This window comes from Tabrizicola sp., from assembly GCF_036781545.1.
Taxonomy (GTDB): Bacteria; Pseudomonadota; Alphaproteobacteria; order Rhodobacterales; family Rhodobacteraceae; genus Tabrizicola.
The window spans coordinates 17,175-34,273 of sequence record NZ_DAIQAT010000025.1 but is presented as its reverse complement, the minus strand read 5'-3'; the positions used below and the strand labels follow the sequence as shown (position 1 = coordinate 34,273).

Genomic DNA, 17,099 nt, shown 5'->3' with positions numbered 1-17,099 from the left:
GCGACATGGTTTTCCGCTTTCCCGCCCCCGGCCCCGAGCCGATGCTGACCGACCTTGAAGGCTGGACCAAGATCGAGGGCGCGCCCTCGATGAAGACCTGGGTGCAGCACACCTCGATCGACGGCAGCGTGATCAGCGGCACCTGGGAGGCGACCCTGGGCACCTGGCATGCGGCCTACAAGTTCTACGAATTCGTCCATCTGATCGAGGGCCGGATCACCATCACGCCCGACGGCGCCGCACCGGTGACGTTGCGGCCGGGCGACGCCTTCGTGGTGGAGCCGGGCTTCACCGGCACCTGGAAGATCGAAGAGCCGGTGCGCAAGCATTTCTGCATCAAGCTGAAGTAAGGGGTCGGGGGAGGATCACGCATCCTCTCCCGCGGCGCGCTTCCACCGATACTGTCTGCCCTGACCGGATCGACAAGGTCTTCCTTGAGGTCCGCAGGGATAGCTCATGGAACCATGAATTTATTTGACCTTTACGGTAGGCGGCTCAAACCCCACCGTCGCCTAGCATGATCAGGGGATCATTGCGGGAGGGGTACATCTCTCCTGAGCGATTGCAAGGTTGTCAAACAAGCGGGGAGACGCTCGGGGCATATAAAAAGCCGCCCCGGGTTGCGCGTAAGACGTCAGAACAACAGGAGTGGACGCATGAAGAAAGTACTTCTATCGGCGGCGGCGACGGCACTGTTCGGCACAGGGGCATATGCCGACTGTGGAGACATGTCGCTGGCGGTGTTCAGCTGGCAGTCGGCCGAGGCGATGTCGAACGTCGACCAGTTCATCCTCAACAACGGCTATGGCTGCAACGCCACCATCGTCGCGGGCGATACCGTGCCGACGATCACCGCGATGATCGAGAAGGGCCAGCCCGACATCTCGTCCGAATCCACGCCGAGCCTTCTGGGCGACGTCTACAAGAGCGGCGCCGCCGAGGGGCGTATCTCGCAGATCGGCACGGCGATCAGCGACGGCCAGGTCTCGGGCTGGTATATCCCGCAATACGTCGCCGACGCGCATCCCGAGATCAAGACGGTCGAGGATGCGATGGCGCATCCCGAGCTGTTCCCGGCCCCCGAGGACCCGTCGAAAGGCGGGGTCCTGCAAGGGCCGGAGGGCTGGGGCGATACTGTGGTGACGGCGCAGCTGTACAAGGCGCTGGATGGCGATTCCAAGGGCTTCGAGTTGGTGCCGAGCGGCTCGGGCGCGGCGCTGGAAGGGGCGATCACCAAGGCCTATGAACAGAAGCAGGGCTTCATCGCGGCCTATTGGGCGCCGACTTCGCTGTTGGTGAAATACCCGATGCTGCGGCTGGAAGGGCCGCATGACGATGCCGAATGGGCGCGCTGCACCAGCGTGCAGGATTGCCCCGATCCGAAGGTGAACTACTGGAAACCGGCGGAAATGATCACGCTTGCAAGCGCCGACTTCGCCAAATCCGCAGATCCGGCGGTTCTGGAATACTTCGGCAAGCGCAGCTGGACCCAGGCCGAAGTCAGCCAGGTGATGCTTTGGATGACCGAGAACCAGGCCAACGGCGCGGATGCCGCGCGCTGGTTCGTCCAGAACATGCCCGAGGTCTGGACCAAGTGGGTTCCCGCCGACGTGGCTGAAAAAGTCAAGGCCGCCGCCGAGTAGATCCGGCAGAATCGATTGGAAAGGCTTCGAACCTGCTTCGAGGCCTTTTCCACCTTTCGACCCGATCACGGAGAGCGACCGCGATGGATTGGCTAACCAAGTTCCCGCAGATCGATCCGGCTGTGCTTTTGACCGTCAAGCGCGCCATTGACGGATCGCTGCGCGGGCTGACACGTTCGTATGGCAAGGCCATCGAGAATTTTTTCTACCCCCTGCAGCAGGTCCTGATCTTCTTCGAGAAGATGATCTCGGCCACGCCCTGGCCGATCGTGATCCTGGTGCTGGCGGCGGTTGCCTGGGCGGCCGCGCGCAGCTGGAAGGTCGTCGCGGGCGTTGTCGGCACCATGGTCGCCATCGGGCTTCTGGGCCTGTGGGGGGATGCGATGCTGACGGTGTCGCTGGTGCTGACCTCGACGATCTTCGCCATCCTCATCGGCCTGCCCCTGGGCATCCTGATGAACCGCTACCAGACGGCGGGGCGGGTCATGTCGACGGTGCTGGACGTGATGCAGACCATGCCGCCCTTCGTCTACCTGATCCCGGTGGTGATGCTGCTGGGGATCGGCCGGGTGCCCGGCTTCATCGCCGTGGTGATCTATGCGCTGCCGCCCATCATCCGGTTGACCGATCTCGGCATCCGGCTGGTCGACAAGGAGGTGCTGGAGGCCGCCGACGCCTATGGCTGCTCGCGCAATCAGAAACTGTGGAAGGTGCAGCTGCCGCTGGCGATGCCGACGATCATGGCAGGTATCAACCAGACCATCATGATGGCGCTGGGCATGGTGGTGATCGCTTCGATGATCGGGGTGCAGGGGCTGGGTCTGAACGTGTTGCAGGCCATCGCCAACCAGTATTTCACCCAGGGCATCTTCAACGGTTTTGCCATCGTGGGGATCGCCATCGTCTTCGACCGCATCAGCCAGGCCTATGGACGCCGGTTGCAGAAACACCGGAGCGTCGGGCATGAGTGAGGCAAGGTCCATCGAAATCCGCGATCTTTACAAGATCTTCGGGCCGACGCCCGGCAAATATGTCGAGGCGGTCCGGGGCGGCATGACCAAGGCCGAGCTGGGCCGTGCGCATAGCCATATCCTGGGGCTGAACAACATCAATATCGCGATGCCGGCGGGCAGGATCCAGGTGGTGATGGGGCTTTCCGGCTCGGGCAAGTCTACGCTGATCCGCCACATCAACCGCCTGATCGAGCCGACGGCGGGGCAGGTCCTGATCGACGGTCGCGACGTGCTGAAGATGTCCGAGGACGAGCTGCGCGAGTTCCGCCGCAGCCAGACGGCCATGGTGTTCCAGAAGTTCGCGCTGCTGCCGCACCGGACGGTGATCGACAACGTCACCTTCGGACTGGACGTGCGCGGGATCTCGCATGGCAAGGCGCGCGAGACCGGGATGCGCTGGCTGGAGCGGGTGGGCCTGTCCGGCTTCGAGATGCGCTACCCGAACCAGCTTTCGGGCGGGATGCAGCAGCGCGTCGGCCTGGCGCGGGCGCTGTCGAACGACGCCGCGATCCTTCTGATGGACGAGGCCTATTCCGCGCTGGACCCGCTGATCCGCACCGACATGCAGACCATGCTCTTGGACCTGCAGGCCGAGCTGAAGAAGACGGTGGTCTTCATCACCCACGACTTGGACGAGGCGCTGCGTCTGGGTGACCGAATCGTCATCCTGCGCGATGGCGAGATCGTGCAGCAGGGCGACAGCCAGGACATTCTTCTGTCTCCTGCCGACGACTACATCCGCCGCTTCGTCAAGGATGTGAACCGCGGGCGCTTCCTGAAGGTCGATGCGGTCATGCAGCCGGGTCCGCCGGCTTGTGGCACTGGCCCGGCAATTCTGCCGGGGGCGACGCTGGATGCTGCGGCCTCTACGCTTGCCGCGTCGGCCAGCGAATTCGCGGTGATCGTCGGACCGGGAGGGCAGCCGCTCGGCCATGTGTCGCTGCGCCAGATCACGGCGGCCCTGTCGACCTCTGCGACCGATCCCTAGGCGGCCTGACGGACCGCGCATCAGGACCCGGCGATCAGCCTGCCGCCGGGTCGCGGACAAGCTCGGCCGCCAGCCAGCGCTTGACCAGTTCCACCGGCCAGCCCGCCCTTTTTCCCGGCGGCACGACCAGGTGGTTGCGCATCATCGGCACGATCTGCCGGGAGCCGACCTTGACCAGCGCCCCGGTCTGCAGCGCGTCGCCCAGAAGCATGTGCCAGCCCATCGCGATGCCCTGTCCCGCACGCGCGGCGGCGAGGGTGTCGGTGAAATAGGTGAAACGCAGCGAGGGCACGGCGTTCGGCGGAGTGCTTCCGGTTTCGGCGAACCAGTCCGACCAGCGATACCAGCTGCGGTCAGGCACATCCTGCTCGATCAGGTCGAAGCGGCAGTTGGGAAAGCGGCTCAGGTCATGGCGGGCAGCATACTCCGGCGAGCAGACCGGGAAGACGAGTTCGGGCGCGGTGGCAATGATCTCGCCGTCAGGGAAGGGTCCCTTTCCGAAGCGGATCACGAGGTCGACCTCGCCCGTAGCCAGGTCGATGCGGTCGTCGCGCGAGGCCACCCGCAGCGCGAGCCCGGGATGGTCCTGCCGGAAGCGCAGGAGCCGCGGGATCAGCCAGAGCTGCGACAGGGCGACCGAGGCGCCGATCGTCACCATGTCCTTGGGCGTGGTCCGCATTGCCTCGATCGCGTCGCTGATGCCGTGGAAATTCTCCGACAGGGCATGGCCCAGAACCATGCATTCGGCCGTCGGCTGGACGGCGCGATGCGCCCGGATGAAGAGGGGGCGGCCGAAGTCTTCCTCAAGCGCGGCGATATGGCGGCTGACGGCGGCCTGGGTCACGCCGATCTCCCGCGCCGCGGCGGAAATGGAGCGGTGGCGCACGGTGGCTTCCAGCGCCACCAGTGCCGTCAGCGAGGACATCTTGCGTCTGAAATGCATGGTCCGCCCTGCTGATTTCTGCAGGAATCGTGCCATAAAGCCGGGGAAACCGAAAGTTTTTGTTATGGATCCCCCAATAATTAGTGAACTTGAGCCGAAGGTGCAGGATTGCGACAGTTGTCGGCATGACCCAGGTTGAAAGGATCCTGCCATGACCGAAGAGGCGCTTCATCTTGCCCGTCGCCGCGGCGGTCGCAATGTCGTGGCGGCGGCCCGGATCGCGGAGCGGATCCCGCGCCTGCCGGTGATCCGCTACGGGATCAAGCCGGTGACAGCGGTGACCGAGGAACAGCTCGACCGCATCCACCAGGCCTCGATGACCATCCTGCGCGAGATCGGGATCGAATTCCGCGACGAGACCGCGCTGCGGCAGTGGCGCGAGGCGGGCGCGGATGTCCAGGGCAGCCGGGTCAGGCTGGAGGAGGCGATGGTCATGGAGCTGATCGCCAAGGCGCCGGGGCGGTTCCGGATGCGGGGCCGCGATCCGGCGCATCAGGTGGAGATCGGCCCCGACACCATGACCTTCGGCACGATGCAGGGCGCGCCCAATGTGCGCGACCTGTCCGGCAGGCGCCGCGCCTCGACCATGGAGGACCTGCGCAACATCAACCGGCTGACACAGATGCTGCCGGGCTTCCATATCGCCGGGGGCTTCACCTGCGAGCCGACCGACGTCGCCGTTCCCTGGCGGCATCTGGAGATCATGCGGTCCAGCCTGATGGACACCGACCTGCCGTTCTTCGGTCTGGCGACGGGGCAGGCGCGGGCCGAGGATTGCATCGCGATGGCGCGCATCGTGCATGGGGCGGAGGTCATGGCGGAGCATGCGGTGATCGCTGCGCATATCTCGGGCAACTCGCCGCTGGTCTGGGACTCGACCATGCTGGAAGGAATGCGCGTCTTTGCCGAGGCCGGGCAGGTGGTTTTGTTGTCGCCCTTCGTCCTCGGCGCCGCGAACACGCCCGCCGACGTGGCGGCAACGGTGGCGCAGCTGAACGCCGAGGCGCTGTCCTGCCTGGCCTATGCGCAACTCGTGCGTGCAGGCACGCGGATGATCTACGGGCAGTATACCGTCTCGGTCTCGATGAAGAGCGGGGCGCCGATGTCGGGAATGCCCGAAGTCACCCTGATGAACGCGATCATCGGGCAGCTGGCGCGGCGCTACGGCCTGCCGTGGCGGACGACGGCCTCGCAATCCTCGTCCAAGCTGTTCGACGCGCAGTCAGGCTATGAATCGGCCACGGCCTACATGTCCGGCGCCTCGGCCGGGGCCAACCTGATGCTGCATGCGGGCGGATGGGACGAGGCGGGGCTGGTCTGCTGCATGGGCAAGTTCGTGGCCGATGCCGAACAGAACCTGCTGATCGCCAAATATGCCCAAGGCATCAGTTTCGACCATTTCGACGCGGCGCTGGAAGCCGTCACCCGGATCGGGCCGGGGGGACATTATCTGGGCGACGCCTTTACCCTGCAGCACTTTCGCGAGGCCTTCATCGCGCCGGAGATGCTGGATTACCTCAGCTACGAGCAGTGGAAGGTCAAGGGCGAGAAGCCGATGGACCAGCGCTGTCGCGAGAAGGCGGCGGTCCTGCTGGAGGAATACGTCCAGCCCGCCATGGAAGCCGCGGGGCGCGAGGAACTGGAGGCCTTCGTCACCCAGCGGAAGACGCAGATTTCCCCCGCCATCGCCTGACGGGGCGAGGCTTTATCGCCCGCGGCTGCACAGGGCGGCCTCGGCAATCAGCCAGTCGCAGAACTGCCGCACCGCCCGCCGCTGGCGCGTGGATTTCGGCGTCAGCAGGTGGAAGTAGCGGTGGGTCCGCAGCGTTTCGGGCAGGGCCTGCACCAGAACGCCGCGGGCCAGGGCGCGGTCGGAGGTGATGCGCCAGCCAAGGGCCAGCCCCTCGCCAGCCTCGGCGGCTTGCATGGCCACCAGGGAATCGTTGACCTGCATCGTCACCTTCAGCCGGCCCGGAAGCTCGCCCCCCAGAGCGCGCAGCCACTCGGCCCAGCCGATGCGAAAGCGCAGCGGATCGACATACAGGATCAGCCGGTGCTGCAGGAGATCGGAGGGGCCCGCCAGCGGATGCGCGGCCAGATAGGTTGGGCTGGCCACCACGAAGATCTCTTCCTGCCAGAGCCGGATCGCGTCGTAGTCCGGCCAGACCCCGTCGCCTAGCCGGAGCTGCACGTCGATGCCATGCGCCATCAGGTCGGGGTCGCGGTCGAAGCAACGCACCTCGACCTTCAGGTCGGGCTGGCTGTCCCGCAGGCCCGGCAGGCGCGGCAGCAGCCATTCGGTCGCCATGATGGTGGAGCAGCTGACGACCAGCGTATCCTTGCGTTCCGCCGCGCTGATGTCGCCCACGGTTTCCGCGATCGACCCCAGCCCCTGCGACACCGAGGCGAACAGCCGTTGCCCCTGGCTGGTCAGCACCAGCGCGCGGTTTTCCCGCAGGAAGAGCGGATGGCCCAGGGCTTCTTCCAAAAGCTTCACCGCATGGCTGACCGCCGACTGGGTGATCGCCAGCTCTTCCGCCGCCTTCGAGAAGTTCAGATGCCGCGCCGAGGCCTCGAACAGCATCAGTCCGTGAAGCGACGGCAGGGTCTGGCGCAGGCTGCGGCGTGGTGGTGTGTTCATGGGTCCATGAATTTTTTTAGCCTTTACGGACGGTTGGAGCAGGGCCACCGTCTGGGCCGGGTTGGGGTCAGCAGCCCCGGCAGTTTATGAGGAAATCAAGCCCATGTCACTTGATCGCGTGTCCGCCGATCCCCTGCTGCAACCCTATCGGCTGAAGCACCTGGCCCTGCGCAACCGCATGATGTCGACCGCGCATGAACCGGCCTATACCGATGACGGGCTGCCCAAGGATCGCTACCGGCTCTATCACGCGGAGAAGGCCAAGGGCGGCATGGCGCTGACGATGATCGGCGGGTCCTCGGTGATCGACCTCGACAGCCCGCAGTCCTTTGGCAACATCCAGCTGCACAAGGACGAGGCGGTGCGCTGGCTGACCGAGCTGGCCGATGACGTGCATTCCCATGGCGCGGCGGTGATGATCCAGATGACGCATATGGGCGCGCGCGCCGGGTGGAACACCGCGGAATGGCTGCCGGTCATCGCGCCGTCCTCGATCCCCGAGCCGGTCCACCGCGCCTTTCCCAAGGCGATGGAGGATTGGGATTTCGCCCGCGTGCTGACCGCCTATGCCGATGCGGCCGAAAAGGTGAAGGCGGCGGGGCTGGACGGGATCGAGCTGGAATGCGCGACGCATCTGGTGGCGCAGTTCTTCTCGCCCGGCACCAACAGGCGCGAGGACGCGTTCGGCGGTTCGCTGGAAAACCGGATGCGCTTCCTGCGCCAGGTGATCGCTTCGATCCGGGCGCGGATCGGGTCCGAGATGATCCTTGGCGTCCGCATGGTTTGCGACGAGCAATGGCAGAAGGGGCTGGTCAAGGAGGACGGGGTCGCCATCGCGCGGGCGCTTAAATCCGACGGGCAGATCGACTTCGTCAGCGTCATCCGGGGCCGTGCCGCGACCGACGAGGCGCTGTCGCGGGTGATCCCGACGATGGGCACGCCCTCGGCCCCGCATCTGGAGTTCGCCGGCGAAATCCGCAGCGATGTGCAGATGCCCACCTTCCATGCCGCGCGCATCCAGGACGTGCCGACCGCGCGCTATGCCATCGAGAGCGGCAAGCTGGATATGGTCGCCATGACGCGGGCCCATATCGCCGACCCCCATATCACCCGCAAGATCATGGCGGGGCAGGAGGCGCGCATCCGTCCCTGCGTCGGCATGGGCTATTGCATCGATTCCATCTATGGCGGCCAGGCGGTCTGCGTTCACAACGCGGCGACCGGACGCGAGAGCGATCTGCCGCATGACATTCCCGAAGCGGCTGTCCGCAAGACGGTGGTCGTCGTCGGGGCCGGGCCGGGGGGGCTTGAGGCGGCCCGCGTCGCGGCCGAACGCGGCCACCGGGTGGTGGTCTTCGAGGCGGCAGCCAAGGCGGGTGGCCAGATCCTGCTGACGGCTGCCCTGAAACGGCGGCGCGAGATTCTGGGGATTGTCGACTGGCGGCTGTCGGAATGCGAGCGGCTGGGGGTGGAGTTCCGCTTCAACACCTGGGCCGAAGCCGCCGACGTCCTTGCCGAAGCCCCCGATTGCGTCGTGATCGCGACCGGCGGAATGCCAGACCTGTCCCTTCTCGCCGCGGGGCAGGAGCTTGCGACGACTTCCTGGGATGTCCTGTCGGGCACGACCACTCCGGCGAAGCAGGTCATCGTCATCGACAACAACGGCGGCCATTCCGCCATGACCATTGCCGAATACATCGCCGAGCGCGCCGAAGAGATGGAGCTGGTGACGCCCGACCGGATGCTTGCGCCCGATATCGGGTCGACCAGCTATCCCGGCTACCTGCGGGCCCTGAACCGGGCCGGGGCAAAGGTGACGATGAACCTGCGGATCGAGCGGCTGGAGCGGCGCGGCAACAAGATCGCCGCGATCTTCACCGACGAATATGCCGGGGTGGAGCGGGTGAAGGAGGCCGATCAGGTGGTGGTGGAATATGGCACCGCGCCGCTGGACGAGCTTTACTTCGCCTTGAAGGAGGGCTCGCGCAATCGCGGCGAGGTCGACCTCAAGGCGATGATCGCGGGTCGCCCGCAGGGCCTCGTCCCGAATCCGGGCGCTGCATATCAGCTGTTCCGCATTGGGGACGCCGTCGCCGGGCGCAACATCCATGCCGCCATTCTGGATGCCTACCGGCTGATGATCGCGGTGTGACGCGCCCAGTCAGCCAAGGCGCTTCAGTGCCTCGGCCACCTCGACGCGGCGATAGGTCTCGCTGCACAGCCCTTCGGCCGAGCGCAGGCCGGACCGGCGGCCAAGCGCCCGCTCGCGGTCCTGCGCGGTGATCTCGGTGTCGCAGGCTTCGAGCCAGCGCGCGTAATCGTCGTCGGCTTCCTTGATCGGGATGCCGGCGGAGTTCACCGCACCCGGCGCGCGGCGCTGGCTGACCAGTTCGGCAACCGGGCGCAGGGTCTGCGTCGGGTTGAATTCGGTCCGCTTGTCCGTGCCGGTGATCTCCACCTCGCCTCCGGCCAGCCGCCCGGACGCATCGTAGACGAAGGCCGAGGCGATGCGGTCCAGCGCCGCCTCGATCTCTTTCGGCCGGTGGACGACCTCACGCGGGGGACGATCCGGAACGGCCAGCCGGGTGATGCCGCGGTCGTTGATCGCGCCCAGAACCTCGCGCGGGTCGGTGCTGCGCAGGATCACCTCGCGCCGGGCGGGCCAGAAATCGTAGGGGGCATGGGCGCCGTGGCTCTTGCCGATGTGAAAGGCGTAGATTTCGGGATAGACCGCCCGGCTGGCCCGCCGTTCCGGCTTGGCGTCGTAAAAGGCCATCATCGCCGATTGCAAGAGATGCGTCGCGCCGATCCCGCCCAAGGGCTCGTCGATCACCAGGCCGAAACGGTCCAGCTCCGTCCAGCCGGGGAAAAGATCGTCCGGCGACGCGGATTTGCCACCGATGCTGATCTGGAACATGTCGGTGCGGAGCAGCGTGGCCACATGCATGGTCGGATATCCCTGCGCTTCTTCGGGAGCGCCCGACGGCAAACCCGGTGTGTCTTGGCCAACAGAGACCCGCACGAAGATTCGCCGGATCAGGGTTGATATGGATGAGTCTCTGCCAGAATTGCGGAAATTGCCATTTCCTTATCAAGGGAGAATGGCCATTTCGATGTTTCGGCGGGGCTGTCGGAGGAACAGGCAGAGCAGGCGAGCCGCTCCATCGGCGAGGCAGAACACCGGCGCCAGCCCTCATTGAAGCGAGGGCTTGGGCGTTTCAGCTGTCGCGCAGCAGGGCCGCATAAAGCCCGCCCTTGGCCAGCAAGCCCTCATGCGTGCCGCTTTCGATCACCCGACCATGCTGCAGGACCACGATCAGGTCGGCGTGGCGGACGGTCGAAAGCCGGTGCGCGATGGTGATCACGGTGCGTCCCCTCGACATCGCCTCCAGCGCCAGTGACATCGCGCGTTCGGTCCTTGTGTCCAATGCGCTGGTCGCCTCGTCCAGGAGCAGGATCGGCGGGTCGCGCAGGATGGTGCGCGCCAGCGCCAGCCGCTGCTTTTCCCCGCCCGAGAAGCGATAGCCGCCTTCGCCGACCAGCGTCTCATAGCCCGCGGGCAGCGCGGCGATATGGTCGTGGATCTGCGCGACCTTTGCCGCAGCGATCAGATCGGCGTCCGTCGCATCGGGCCGTGCGAAGCGCAGGTTCTCGGCGACTGAGGCGTGCAGCAGATAGGGCTCTTGCGAGACCACCCCCAGCATCTGCGACAGCGATTCAAAGCTGAGATCGCGCAGGTCCACCCCGTCAAAGCGGATCGCGCCGCCTTGCACATCGTAAAGCCGCGCCAGCAGATAGCCCAAGGTCGTCTTGCCCGATCCGGTCGGACCCACGATCGCCACATGGCTGCCGGGCGCGATGGTCAGGCTGACGTCATGGACCGCCGGCCTGCTGCCGTCTGGATAGGCAAAGCTGGCATGGTCGATCTGCACCTCGCCCCGCATGTCTGCGCGGGGGATGGTGACGGCGTCGGGGCGCTGGGTGATCTCGACCGGTTCGTCCAGATATTCGAAGATGCGGGCGAACAAGGCGCGGGTCTTGCGAGTGTCGCGACCGATTTCCAGCAGTTGCTCGAACGGCCAAAGCAGCTGTTCCTGCAAGGCGATCATCGCCACCAGCGTGCCGATGCTGGCCGGGTTGTCGGTTTTCAGCAAAAAGCCCCCCGCCAGCAGCGTCAGCGCGGGCAAGGTCGCCAGCGCGAAGCCGATCAGCGACCATTGCCATTCGCCTGCCGTGTGCGACCTGACCTCCAGCCGCGACAGATCGCGCGAGATGCGGGTGAAACGCTGCGTCAGATGCGGCCCGCGTCCCATGGTCCGGGCAAGGATGATGCCCGAGGCCGACAGCGTTTCCTGCACTGCCGCCGACATATCGGCGGCACGGGCGCGTTGCTTGAAGGTCAGTTCCTCGCGCAGGCGGGCGACGCGGGCGCTGATCAGCACGGTGCCCGGCACAATCAGCAGAACGAAAAGTGCCAGCCGCCAGTCCAGAATGACGATGGCCACGGCCGTCATCACCACCGCACTCAGCGAGCGGCCGAGTTCGTTCGCGGTCTCTGTCACCAGCGATTGCAGCCCGGCAATATCCCCGGCGATGCGGGACTGCACCTCGCCCGTGCGGGTGCCGGTGAAGAAGCGCAGGGACAGGGTTTGCAGATGCGCATAGAGCCGCACGCGCAGGTCATGCAGGATGGATTGGCCTATCCGCGCGCTCATCACGACCTGCGCGGCACCGATGCCGGCAGAGACCAGCGCGGCAGCGATCATCCCCCCGGCCAGCCACAGAAGCAGGCCAAGATTATGCTGGGGCAGTGCGACATCGATGATCGCACGCAGCAGGAAGGGACCCGCCAGACCGATGGCCGAGGCGAAGATCATCAGGCCGATGACCGCTGCAATCTGGTGGCGATAGGGCGAAAACAGGACCAGCACGCGCCGCATCGACACATGCCGGGCGGCAAGGTCGTCATAGTCGTCGTGGTCGTTGTAGTCCTCAGTCATTTGGGTTTCCGTCCGGAACGGGTTGGCGGGGCAGCGTGATCTCGACGGCCAGGCCAGGGCCGTCCTGCGGCAGGATATGCGCCTCTCCGCCATGGGCGCGGGCGATGGCGCGGATGATGGACAGGCCAAGACCCGAGCCGCCAAGGCTGCGCCCGCGAGAGTCATCGGCGCGCCAGAAACGGTCGAAGGCGCGTTTGCGGTTTTCCTCGGAGAGACCCGGTCCGGTGTCCGAGCAGCGGAAGAAAACCGTATCCCCCTGCAGCCAGGTTTCGACATGGACACGGCTTTGCGGGGCATAGCGGCGGCAGTTTTCCAGAACCGCGACGAAGGCCTGCCGCAGCCGGGCCTGATCGGCGCTGACGGGTGCAGGGTTCAGCATGCGGGTGACGATGATGCCCGCCTCGGCCAGCCCAGCCTCGACCGAGATCAGCGCGGATTCCGCCTCGACCGCCAGATCGACGCGGGACAGGGTCAGGTCCAGTTGCCCGGCATTGCTGAGACCCAGCGTGCGCAACTCCTCGACGATGGCGGACAGGTCGTCCACATGGTCGATCAGCCGGGTGTAAAGCTGCGGGCCGGGTTCGAAGACTCCGTCGCGCAGCCCTTGCAGACGCCCGCGCAGGATGGTCAGAGGCGTGCGGAGTTCATGCGCGATGGCGGAATTGGAATAGGCCAGCTCCGCCTCGGCGCGCTGCAGGCGTTCGGCCATCTGGTTGAAGTCGGCGACCAGATCATCCGCCTCGCGGAAGCTGGCGGACGGCAGGGCGGCGCGGGCGGAAAAATCCCCCGACGCGATGTGGCGCGCGGCACCCGCCACCGATTTCAGCGGTTCGACGATGCGGCGCGCCAGCCGCCAGCCGATGCCCGATGCCGTCGCCAGACCGAAGCCCAAAAGCGACAGGACCATGGCCGTATCACCCGCGCGCCAATTCTCGTCATAAGTCGCGTCGGGATAGAGCCAGTCATAGATGAAGAAGAAATAGGCCATCAGCCCCAGATAGACGATGGCTGCGGCGATCAGCGTCAGGACGATCATCGTCCGGGTGATACGGGCGTTCAGACTACCGGCCATGGGGTGCGTCCAGCCGGTAGCCGATGCCGCGCACGCCCTCCAGCATCCCGTCCGCGCCTGCCGCCGTCAGCTTGCGGCGCAGATTGCTGATATGGCTGTCGACGGTGCGGTCCAGTGCCGAGCCCTCGGGCAGGCAGGCGTCGACCAGATCGCCGCGCGTGAAGGCCCGGCCCGGAAAGCGGGCCATATGGGACAGGATGCGAAATTCGGTGGGCGTCAGGTCCAGCGGTTCGACGCCATGGCCTGCATCGATCACGGCGCGGTAGGCCTGCGGATCGACGGCCAGCGGACCCAGCCGGAGGAAGTGATCCGGCCCCGTCCGCATGGTGCGGCGCAACACCGCGCGGGCGCGGGCAACCACTTCCAGCGGGTTGAAGGGCTTGACCACATAATCGTCGGCGCCGATGCGCAGGGCTTGCAGCTTGTCCAGATCCTCGGCCAGTGCGGTGACCATGATAACGGGGGTTTCCCCCCGCCGCCGGATCGCGGCCAGGACCTCATACCCGTCCTGACCGGGCAGCTTGATGTCCAGCACGACCAGATCGGGGCGCAGCGTCTGATGATGCGAAAGACCGGTCGTCCCGTCGCGCGCGCAGATCACCCGGAACCCTTCGCGGACGAAATAGGTCTCCAGAATCTCGGCGATCTCGGGCTCGTCTTCGACGATCAGGATCAGGGCATCGGTCATGGTTCAGGCCTTGGGGCTTGGGTCGCGGGGCGTCTGGCGGGTCAGGTGGCTGACCGTGACATAGAGCACCGGGATGAAGAAAATCGCCAGCACCGTGGCCGAAACCATACCACCAAACACCCCGGTGCCGATGGCGTTCTGGATCTCGGACCCCGCGCCCTTCGCCAGCATCAGCGGCACCACGCCCAGGATAAAGGCCAGCGAGGTCATGATGATGGGCCGCAGCCGCAGCTTTGCCGCCTGCAAGATGGCGCGGTAAATCCCCATGCCCTGTTCACGCAGGTGGCGGGCATATTCGACCATCAGGATCGCGTTCTTGGCCGAAAGCCCGATGATGGTGATGAGCCCCACCTTGAAGAAGACGTCGTTGTCAGTGCCCCGCAGCAGCACTGCCGCCACCGCTCCCAACACGCCCAAAGGCACCACCAGCATGACCGAGAACGGGATCGACCAGCTTTCATAAAGTGCCGCCAGCACCAGGAACACCACCAGCATCGAGGCCGCGAGCAACATCGGCACCTGATTGGCCGATTGCTGTTCCTGCAGCGACTGGCCCGACCATTCGACCGCAAAGCCCTGCGGCAGCTGTTGCGCCAGCCGTTCCATTTCGGCCATGGCCGCGCCGCTGGAGACACCGTCGGCGGCCGATCCGGAGATCCGCGCGGCAGGATAGCCGTTGTACCGCTCCTGTTGCAGGGGCGTGTTTTCCCAGTCCGCGGTCACAACCTCGGACAGGGGCACCATGCCACCATCCAGATTGCGCAGTTCCAGCCGCAGCACATCCTCGACATGCATCCGTCCGGGCGCGTCGGCCTGCACGATCACCTGCTGCAACCGGCCCTGATTGGGAAAGTCGTTCACATAGGCAGAGCTGATCGCGGTCGTGATCGTCTCGTTGATCGCGTCGAACCGCAGCCCGAGAGCCTGCGCCTTTTCGCGGTCGATCTTCAATCCGATGCTCAGCCCGTCCGGCAGGCCCTCGCTCATCACCCCGCTCAGCAACGGGCTGGCGGCAGCGAGCGCGATCAACTGATCCTCTGCCGCTTTCAGCGCGGCAGGCCCGGCGTTAGCCCGATCCTCCAGCCGCAGCGAAAAGCCCGAGGTGGTGCCGAGCGCATCGATTGCCGGTGGCTTCATGATCATGGCGATCCCTTCGGGACTATCCGCCATCGCAGCCTCGGCCGCAGCGATTTCGTCGTCCACGCTGGTCTTGCGCTCCGACCAGTCCTTCATGCTGGTGAACGCCAGGGCGGCATTGGGACCAGAGCCCGCAAAGCCGAAGCCAAGGATCACCATACTTTCGGTGATATCGGGCCGGGTGGCGGTATGGGCCTCATATTTGGCAATGACGCTCCGCGTGCGCTCGGCGGTGGCGCCGGCGGGCAGCTGGAACATCGCCATGAAGTTCCCCTGATCCTCTTCCGGCACGAAGGAGGTCGGGATCCGCATGTAGCCAAAGCCCAGAACCGCCAGCAACGCGGCATAGATCACCAGCATTCTTCCGCCGCGCCGCAGCATCCAACCGACCCAGCCGGTGTAGTGCCGTGTCAGCTTCTCGAAGCCGCGGTTGAACCAGCCGAAAAAGCCGCGTGCCTGATCATGGCCGGTGACGGGTTTCAGGATCGTCGCGCAAAGCGCGGGCGTCAGCGTCAGCGCAAGGAAAGCCGAGAACAGGATCGACACGGCCATGGACAGGGAGAACTGCCGATAGATCGCGCCGACCGAACCGCCGGCCAGGCCCATCGGGATGAAGACCGCCGCCAGAACCAGCGTGATGCCGACAATGGCGCCGGAGATTTCCTTCATGGCCTGACGGGTTGCGGCCTGGGGAGAAAGGCCCTGCCGCGCCATGATGCGTTCCACATTCTCGACCACCACGATGGCGTCATCGACGATGATGCCGATGGCCAGCACCATGCCGAACATGGTCAGGACGTTGATCGAATACCCCGCCAGCCACATCACCCCGAAAGTGCCCAAAAGCGCGATAGGGGCGACGATTGTGGGGATCAAGGTATAGCGGATTTTCTGCAAGAACAGCAGCATGACCAGAAAAACCAGCACCATCGCCTCGACCAGGGTCTGGACGACCTTGGTGATCGACACTTTCACGAAAGGCGCGGTGTTGTAGGAGACCGTGACCTCGATGTCCTTGGGCATCGCCAGCCGCAGTTCCTCCAGCCGTTTTTCGACGGCCGCCGAGGTTCGCACGGCATTTCCGCCGGGCGACATCTGGATTGCCGCAGCCGCTGCGGCCTTGCCACCACTGCTGACGCTGAAGGCGAGGGTCTGCGCGCCAAGCTCAAGCCGCGCGACATCGCCCAGTACAAGCTTTGATCCATCGGTGTTCGCACGCAGGGGAATGGCGGCAAAGGCTTCGGGCGAGGTCAGCTGACCCCGCAGCGCCAGCGGCGTCGAGACGCGGGTGCCAGGCACGGTCGGCTCGTCGCCCACCCGTCCGGGCGTCGCTTGAATGTTTTCGCGGGCAATCGCCTCGGTCACATCCGTCAGCGTCAGGCCATAGGCCCCGAGCTTCACCGGATCGACCCATATCCGCATGGCGCGTTCGGAGCCGAACTGCTGCAGACGCCCGACGCCTGGGATACGCTTCAATTCTTCAGCCAGATTGCGGGTCAGGTAGTCGCCCAGGCTCAACTCATCCGTCTTGCCGTCGCGCGATTTCAGGGTGATCACCATCAGAAACCCGGATTCCGCGGCCTCGACGCCGACACCTCCGCGGCGGGCCGACGCGGGCAGCATCGCCTCGGCATTCTTCAGGCGGTTCTGCACATCGACCTGTGCCAGCTCCGGGTCGGTGCCCGGCTTGAAGGTGACCGTGATGCTGGCGCCGCCCGTCGAATCCGCCGTGGATTCGTAGTAGAGCACGTTCTTGACGCTTGAGAGTTCCTTTTCGATCGGACGGATCACGCTGTCGCTGACCGTCTGCGCATCGGCCCCGGGGTAGCTGGTGAAGATGCTGACACTCGGTGGTGCAATGTCGGGAAAGCGCGCGACCGGAAGCTGCGGGATCGCGACGATACCGGCAAGGGCGATGAAGATGGCGATGACCCAGGCAAAGACCGGGCGGCCGATGAAGAATTGCGACATGGT

13 protein-coding genes are annotated in these 17,099 nt (G+C 65.5%); 6 read left to right on the top strand and 7 right to left on the bottom strand.

All coding sequences use genetic code 11. The features are described from left to right. The 4 genes from V7Q39_RS06765 to V7Q39_RS06750 all read left to right on the top strand — a co-directional run. The coding region (locus V7Q39_RS06765; protein ID WP_333815797.1) for a cupin domain-containing protein at positions 1–350 on the top strand (350 nt) is incomplete at its 5' end. 306 nt (positions 351–656) lie between these two features. Continuing rightward, positions 657–1,643 carry a glycine betaine ABC transporter substrate-binding protein gene (locus tag V7Q39_RS06760; RefSeq protein WP_333815796.1) on the top strand — a complete coding sequence of 329 codons (987 nt, stop codon included), beginning with the start codon at positions 657–659 and terminating at the stop codon, positions 1,641–1,643. A gap of 83 nt (positions 1,644–1,726) precedes the next feature. Then, entirely contained in the window at positions 1,727–2,614 is an 888-nt protein-coding gene (locus V7Q39_RS06755; protein ID WP_333815795.1) for an ABC transporter permease, read from the top strand. After that, the gene (locus V7Q39_RS06750; RefSeq protein WP_333815794.1) at positions 2,607–3,644 is read left to right on the top strand and encodes a quaternary amine ABC transporter ATP-binding protein; all 1,038 of its coding nucleotides are present in this window, start codon (positions 2,607–2,609) and stop codon (positions 3,642–3,644) included. Before V7Q39_RS06755 ends, V7Q39_RS06750 begins: the two co-directional genes overlap by 8 nt. A 34-nt stretch (positions 3,645–3,678) precedes the next feature. On the opposite strand, the gene V7Q39_RS06745 is transcribed toward V7Q39_RS06750, so the two are convergent. After that, positions 3,679–4,587: a LysR substrate-binding domain-containing protein gene (locus tag V7Q39_RS06745; protein WP_333815793.1), complete on the bottom strand. Its 909-nt coding sequence runs from the start codon at positions 4,585–4,587 to the stop codon at positions 3,679–3,681. A 151-nt stretch (positions 4,588–4,738) separates the two neighbouring features. On the opposite strand from V7Q39_RS06745, the gene V7Q39_RS06740 reads away from it, so the two are divergent. Continuing rightward, complete coding sequence (locus V7Q39_RS06740) at positions 4,739–6,280, top strand: trimethylamine methyltransferase family protein (RefSeq protein ID WP_333815792.1); 1,542 nt, start codon at positions 4,739–4,741, stop codon at positions 6,278–6,280. 12 nt (positions 6,281–6,292) lie between these two features. On the opposite strand, the gene V7Q39_RS06735 is transcribed toward V7Q39_RS06740, so the two are convergent. After that, positions 6,293–7,228, bottom strand: a complete 936-nt coding sequence (locus V7Q39_RS06735; protein ID WP_333815791.1) for a LysR substrate-binding domain-containing protein — start codon at positions 7,226–7,228, stop codon at positions 6,293–6,295. Between the two features lie 103 nt (positions 7,229–7,331). On the opposite strand from V7Q39_RS06735, the gene V7Q39_RS06730 reads away from it, so the two are divergent. Next, complete coding sequence (locus V7Q39_RS06730; RefSeq protein WP_333815790.1) at positions 7,332–9,380, top strand: NADH:flavin oxidoreductase; 2,049 nt, start codon at positions 7,332–7,334, stop codon at positions 9,378–9,380. 9 nt (positions 9,381–9,389) lie between these two features. Here the strand turns inward: V7Q39_RS06730 and V7Q39_RS06725 are convergent, their stop codons facing one another. The 5 genes from V7Q39_RS06725 to V7Q39_RS06705 form a co-directional block, all read right to left on the bottom strand. Then, complete coding sequence (locus V7Q39_RS06725) at positions 9,390–10,175, bottom strand: hypothetical protein (protein WP_333815789.1); 786 nt, start codon at positions 10,173–10,175, stop codon at positions 9,390–9,392. Positions 10,176–10,446: 271 nt separating this feature from the next. Beyond that, positions 10,447–12,228, bottom strand: coding sequence for an ABC transporter ATP-binding protein (locus tag V7Q39_RS06720; protein ID WP_333815788.1), 1,782 nt, complete (start codon positions 12,226–12,228; stop codon positions 10,447–10,449). Next, a complete protein-coding gene (locus V7Q39_RS06715) occupies positions 12,221–13,300 on the bottom strand; it encodes an ATP-binding protein (protein WP_333815787.1) in 1,080 nt (359 codons plus the stop codon). The genes V7Q39_RS06720 and V7Q39_RS06715 overlap by 8 nt, the downstream gene beginning before the upstream one ends. Continuing rightward, entirely contained in the window at positions 13,290–13,988 is a 699-nt protein-coding gene (locus tag V7Q39_RS06710; RefSeq protein ID WP_333815786.1) for a response regulator, read from the bottom strand. Before V7Q39_RS06710 ends, V7Q39_RS06715 begins: the two co-directional genes overlap by 11 nt. Before the next feature lie 3 nt (positions 13,989–13,991). Beyond that, positions 13,992–17,096: a multidrug efflux RND transporter permease subunit gene (locus V7Q39_RS06705; protein WP_333815785.1), complete on the bottom strand. Its 3,105-nt coding sequence runs from the start codon at positions 17,094–17,096 to the stop codon at positions 13,992–13,994. Positions 17,097–17,099 lie beyond the last annotated feature (3 nt).

Bases quoted from the DNA above. Each gene is read 5' to 3' on its own strand.
- V7Q39_RS06750 (WP_333815794.1), top strand. From the start codon at position 2,607: ATGAGTGAGGCAAGGTCCATCGAAATCCGCGATCTTTACAAGATCTTC.
- V7Q39_RS06735 (WP_333815791.1), bottom strand. From the start codon at position 7,228: ATGAACACACCACCACGCCGCAGCCTGCGCCAGACCCTGCCGTCGCTT.
- V7Q39_RS06725 (WP_333815789.1), bottom strand. From the start codon at position 10,175: ATGCATGTGGCCACGCTGCTCCGCACCGACATGTTCCAGATCAGCATC.
- V7Q39_RS06760 (WP_333815796.1), top strand. From the start codon at position 657: ATGAAGAAAGTACTTCTATCGGCGGCGGCGACGGCACTGTTCGGCACA.
- V7Q39_RS06745 (WP_333815793.1), bottom strand. From the start codon at position 4,587: ATGCATTTCAGACGCAAGATGTCCTCGCTGACGGCACTGGTGGCGCTG.
- V7Q39_RS06715 (WP_333815787.1), bottom strand. From the start codon at position 13,300: ATGGCCGGTAGTCTGAACGCCCGTATCACCCGGACGATGATCGTCCTG.
- V7Q39_RS06720 (WP_333815788.1), bottom strand. From the start codon at position 12,228: ATGACTGAGGACTACAACGACCACGACGACTATGACGACCTTGCCGCC.
- V7Q39_RS06740 (WP_333815792.1), top strand. From the start codon at position 4,739: ATGACCGAAGAGGCGCTTCATCTTGCCCGTCGCCGCGGCGGTCGCAAT.
- V7Q39_RS06705 (WP_333815785.1), bottom strand. From the start codon at position 17,096: ATGTCGCAATTCTTCATCGGCCGCCCGGTCTTTGCCTGGGTCATCGCC.
- V7Q39_RS06710 (WP_333815786.1), bottom strand. From the start codon at position 13,988: ATGACCGATGCCCTGATCCTGATCGTCGAAGACGAGCCCGAGATCGCC.
- V7Q39_RS06730 (WP_333815790.1), top strand. From the start codon at position 7,332: ATGTCACTTGATCGCGTGTCCGCCGATCCCCTGCTGCAACCCTATCGG.
- V7Q39_RS06755 (WP_333815795.1), top strand. From the start codon at position 1,727: ATGGATTGGCTAACCAAGTTCCCGCAGATCGATCCGGCTGTGCTTTTG.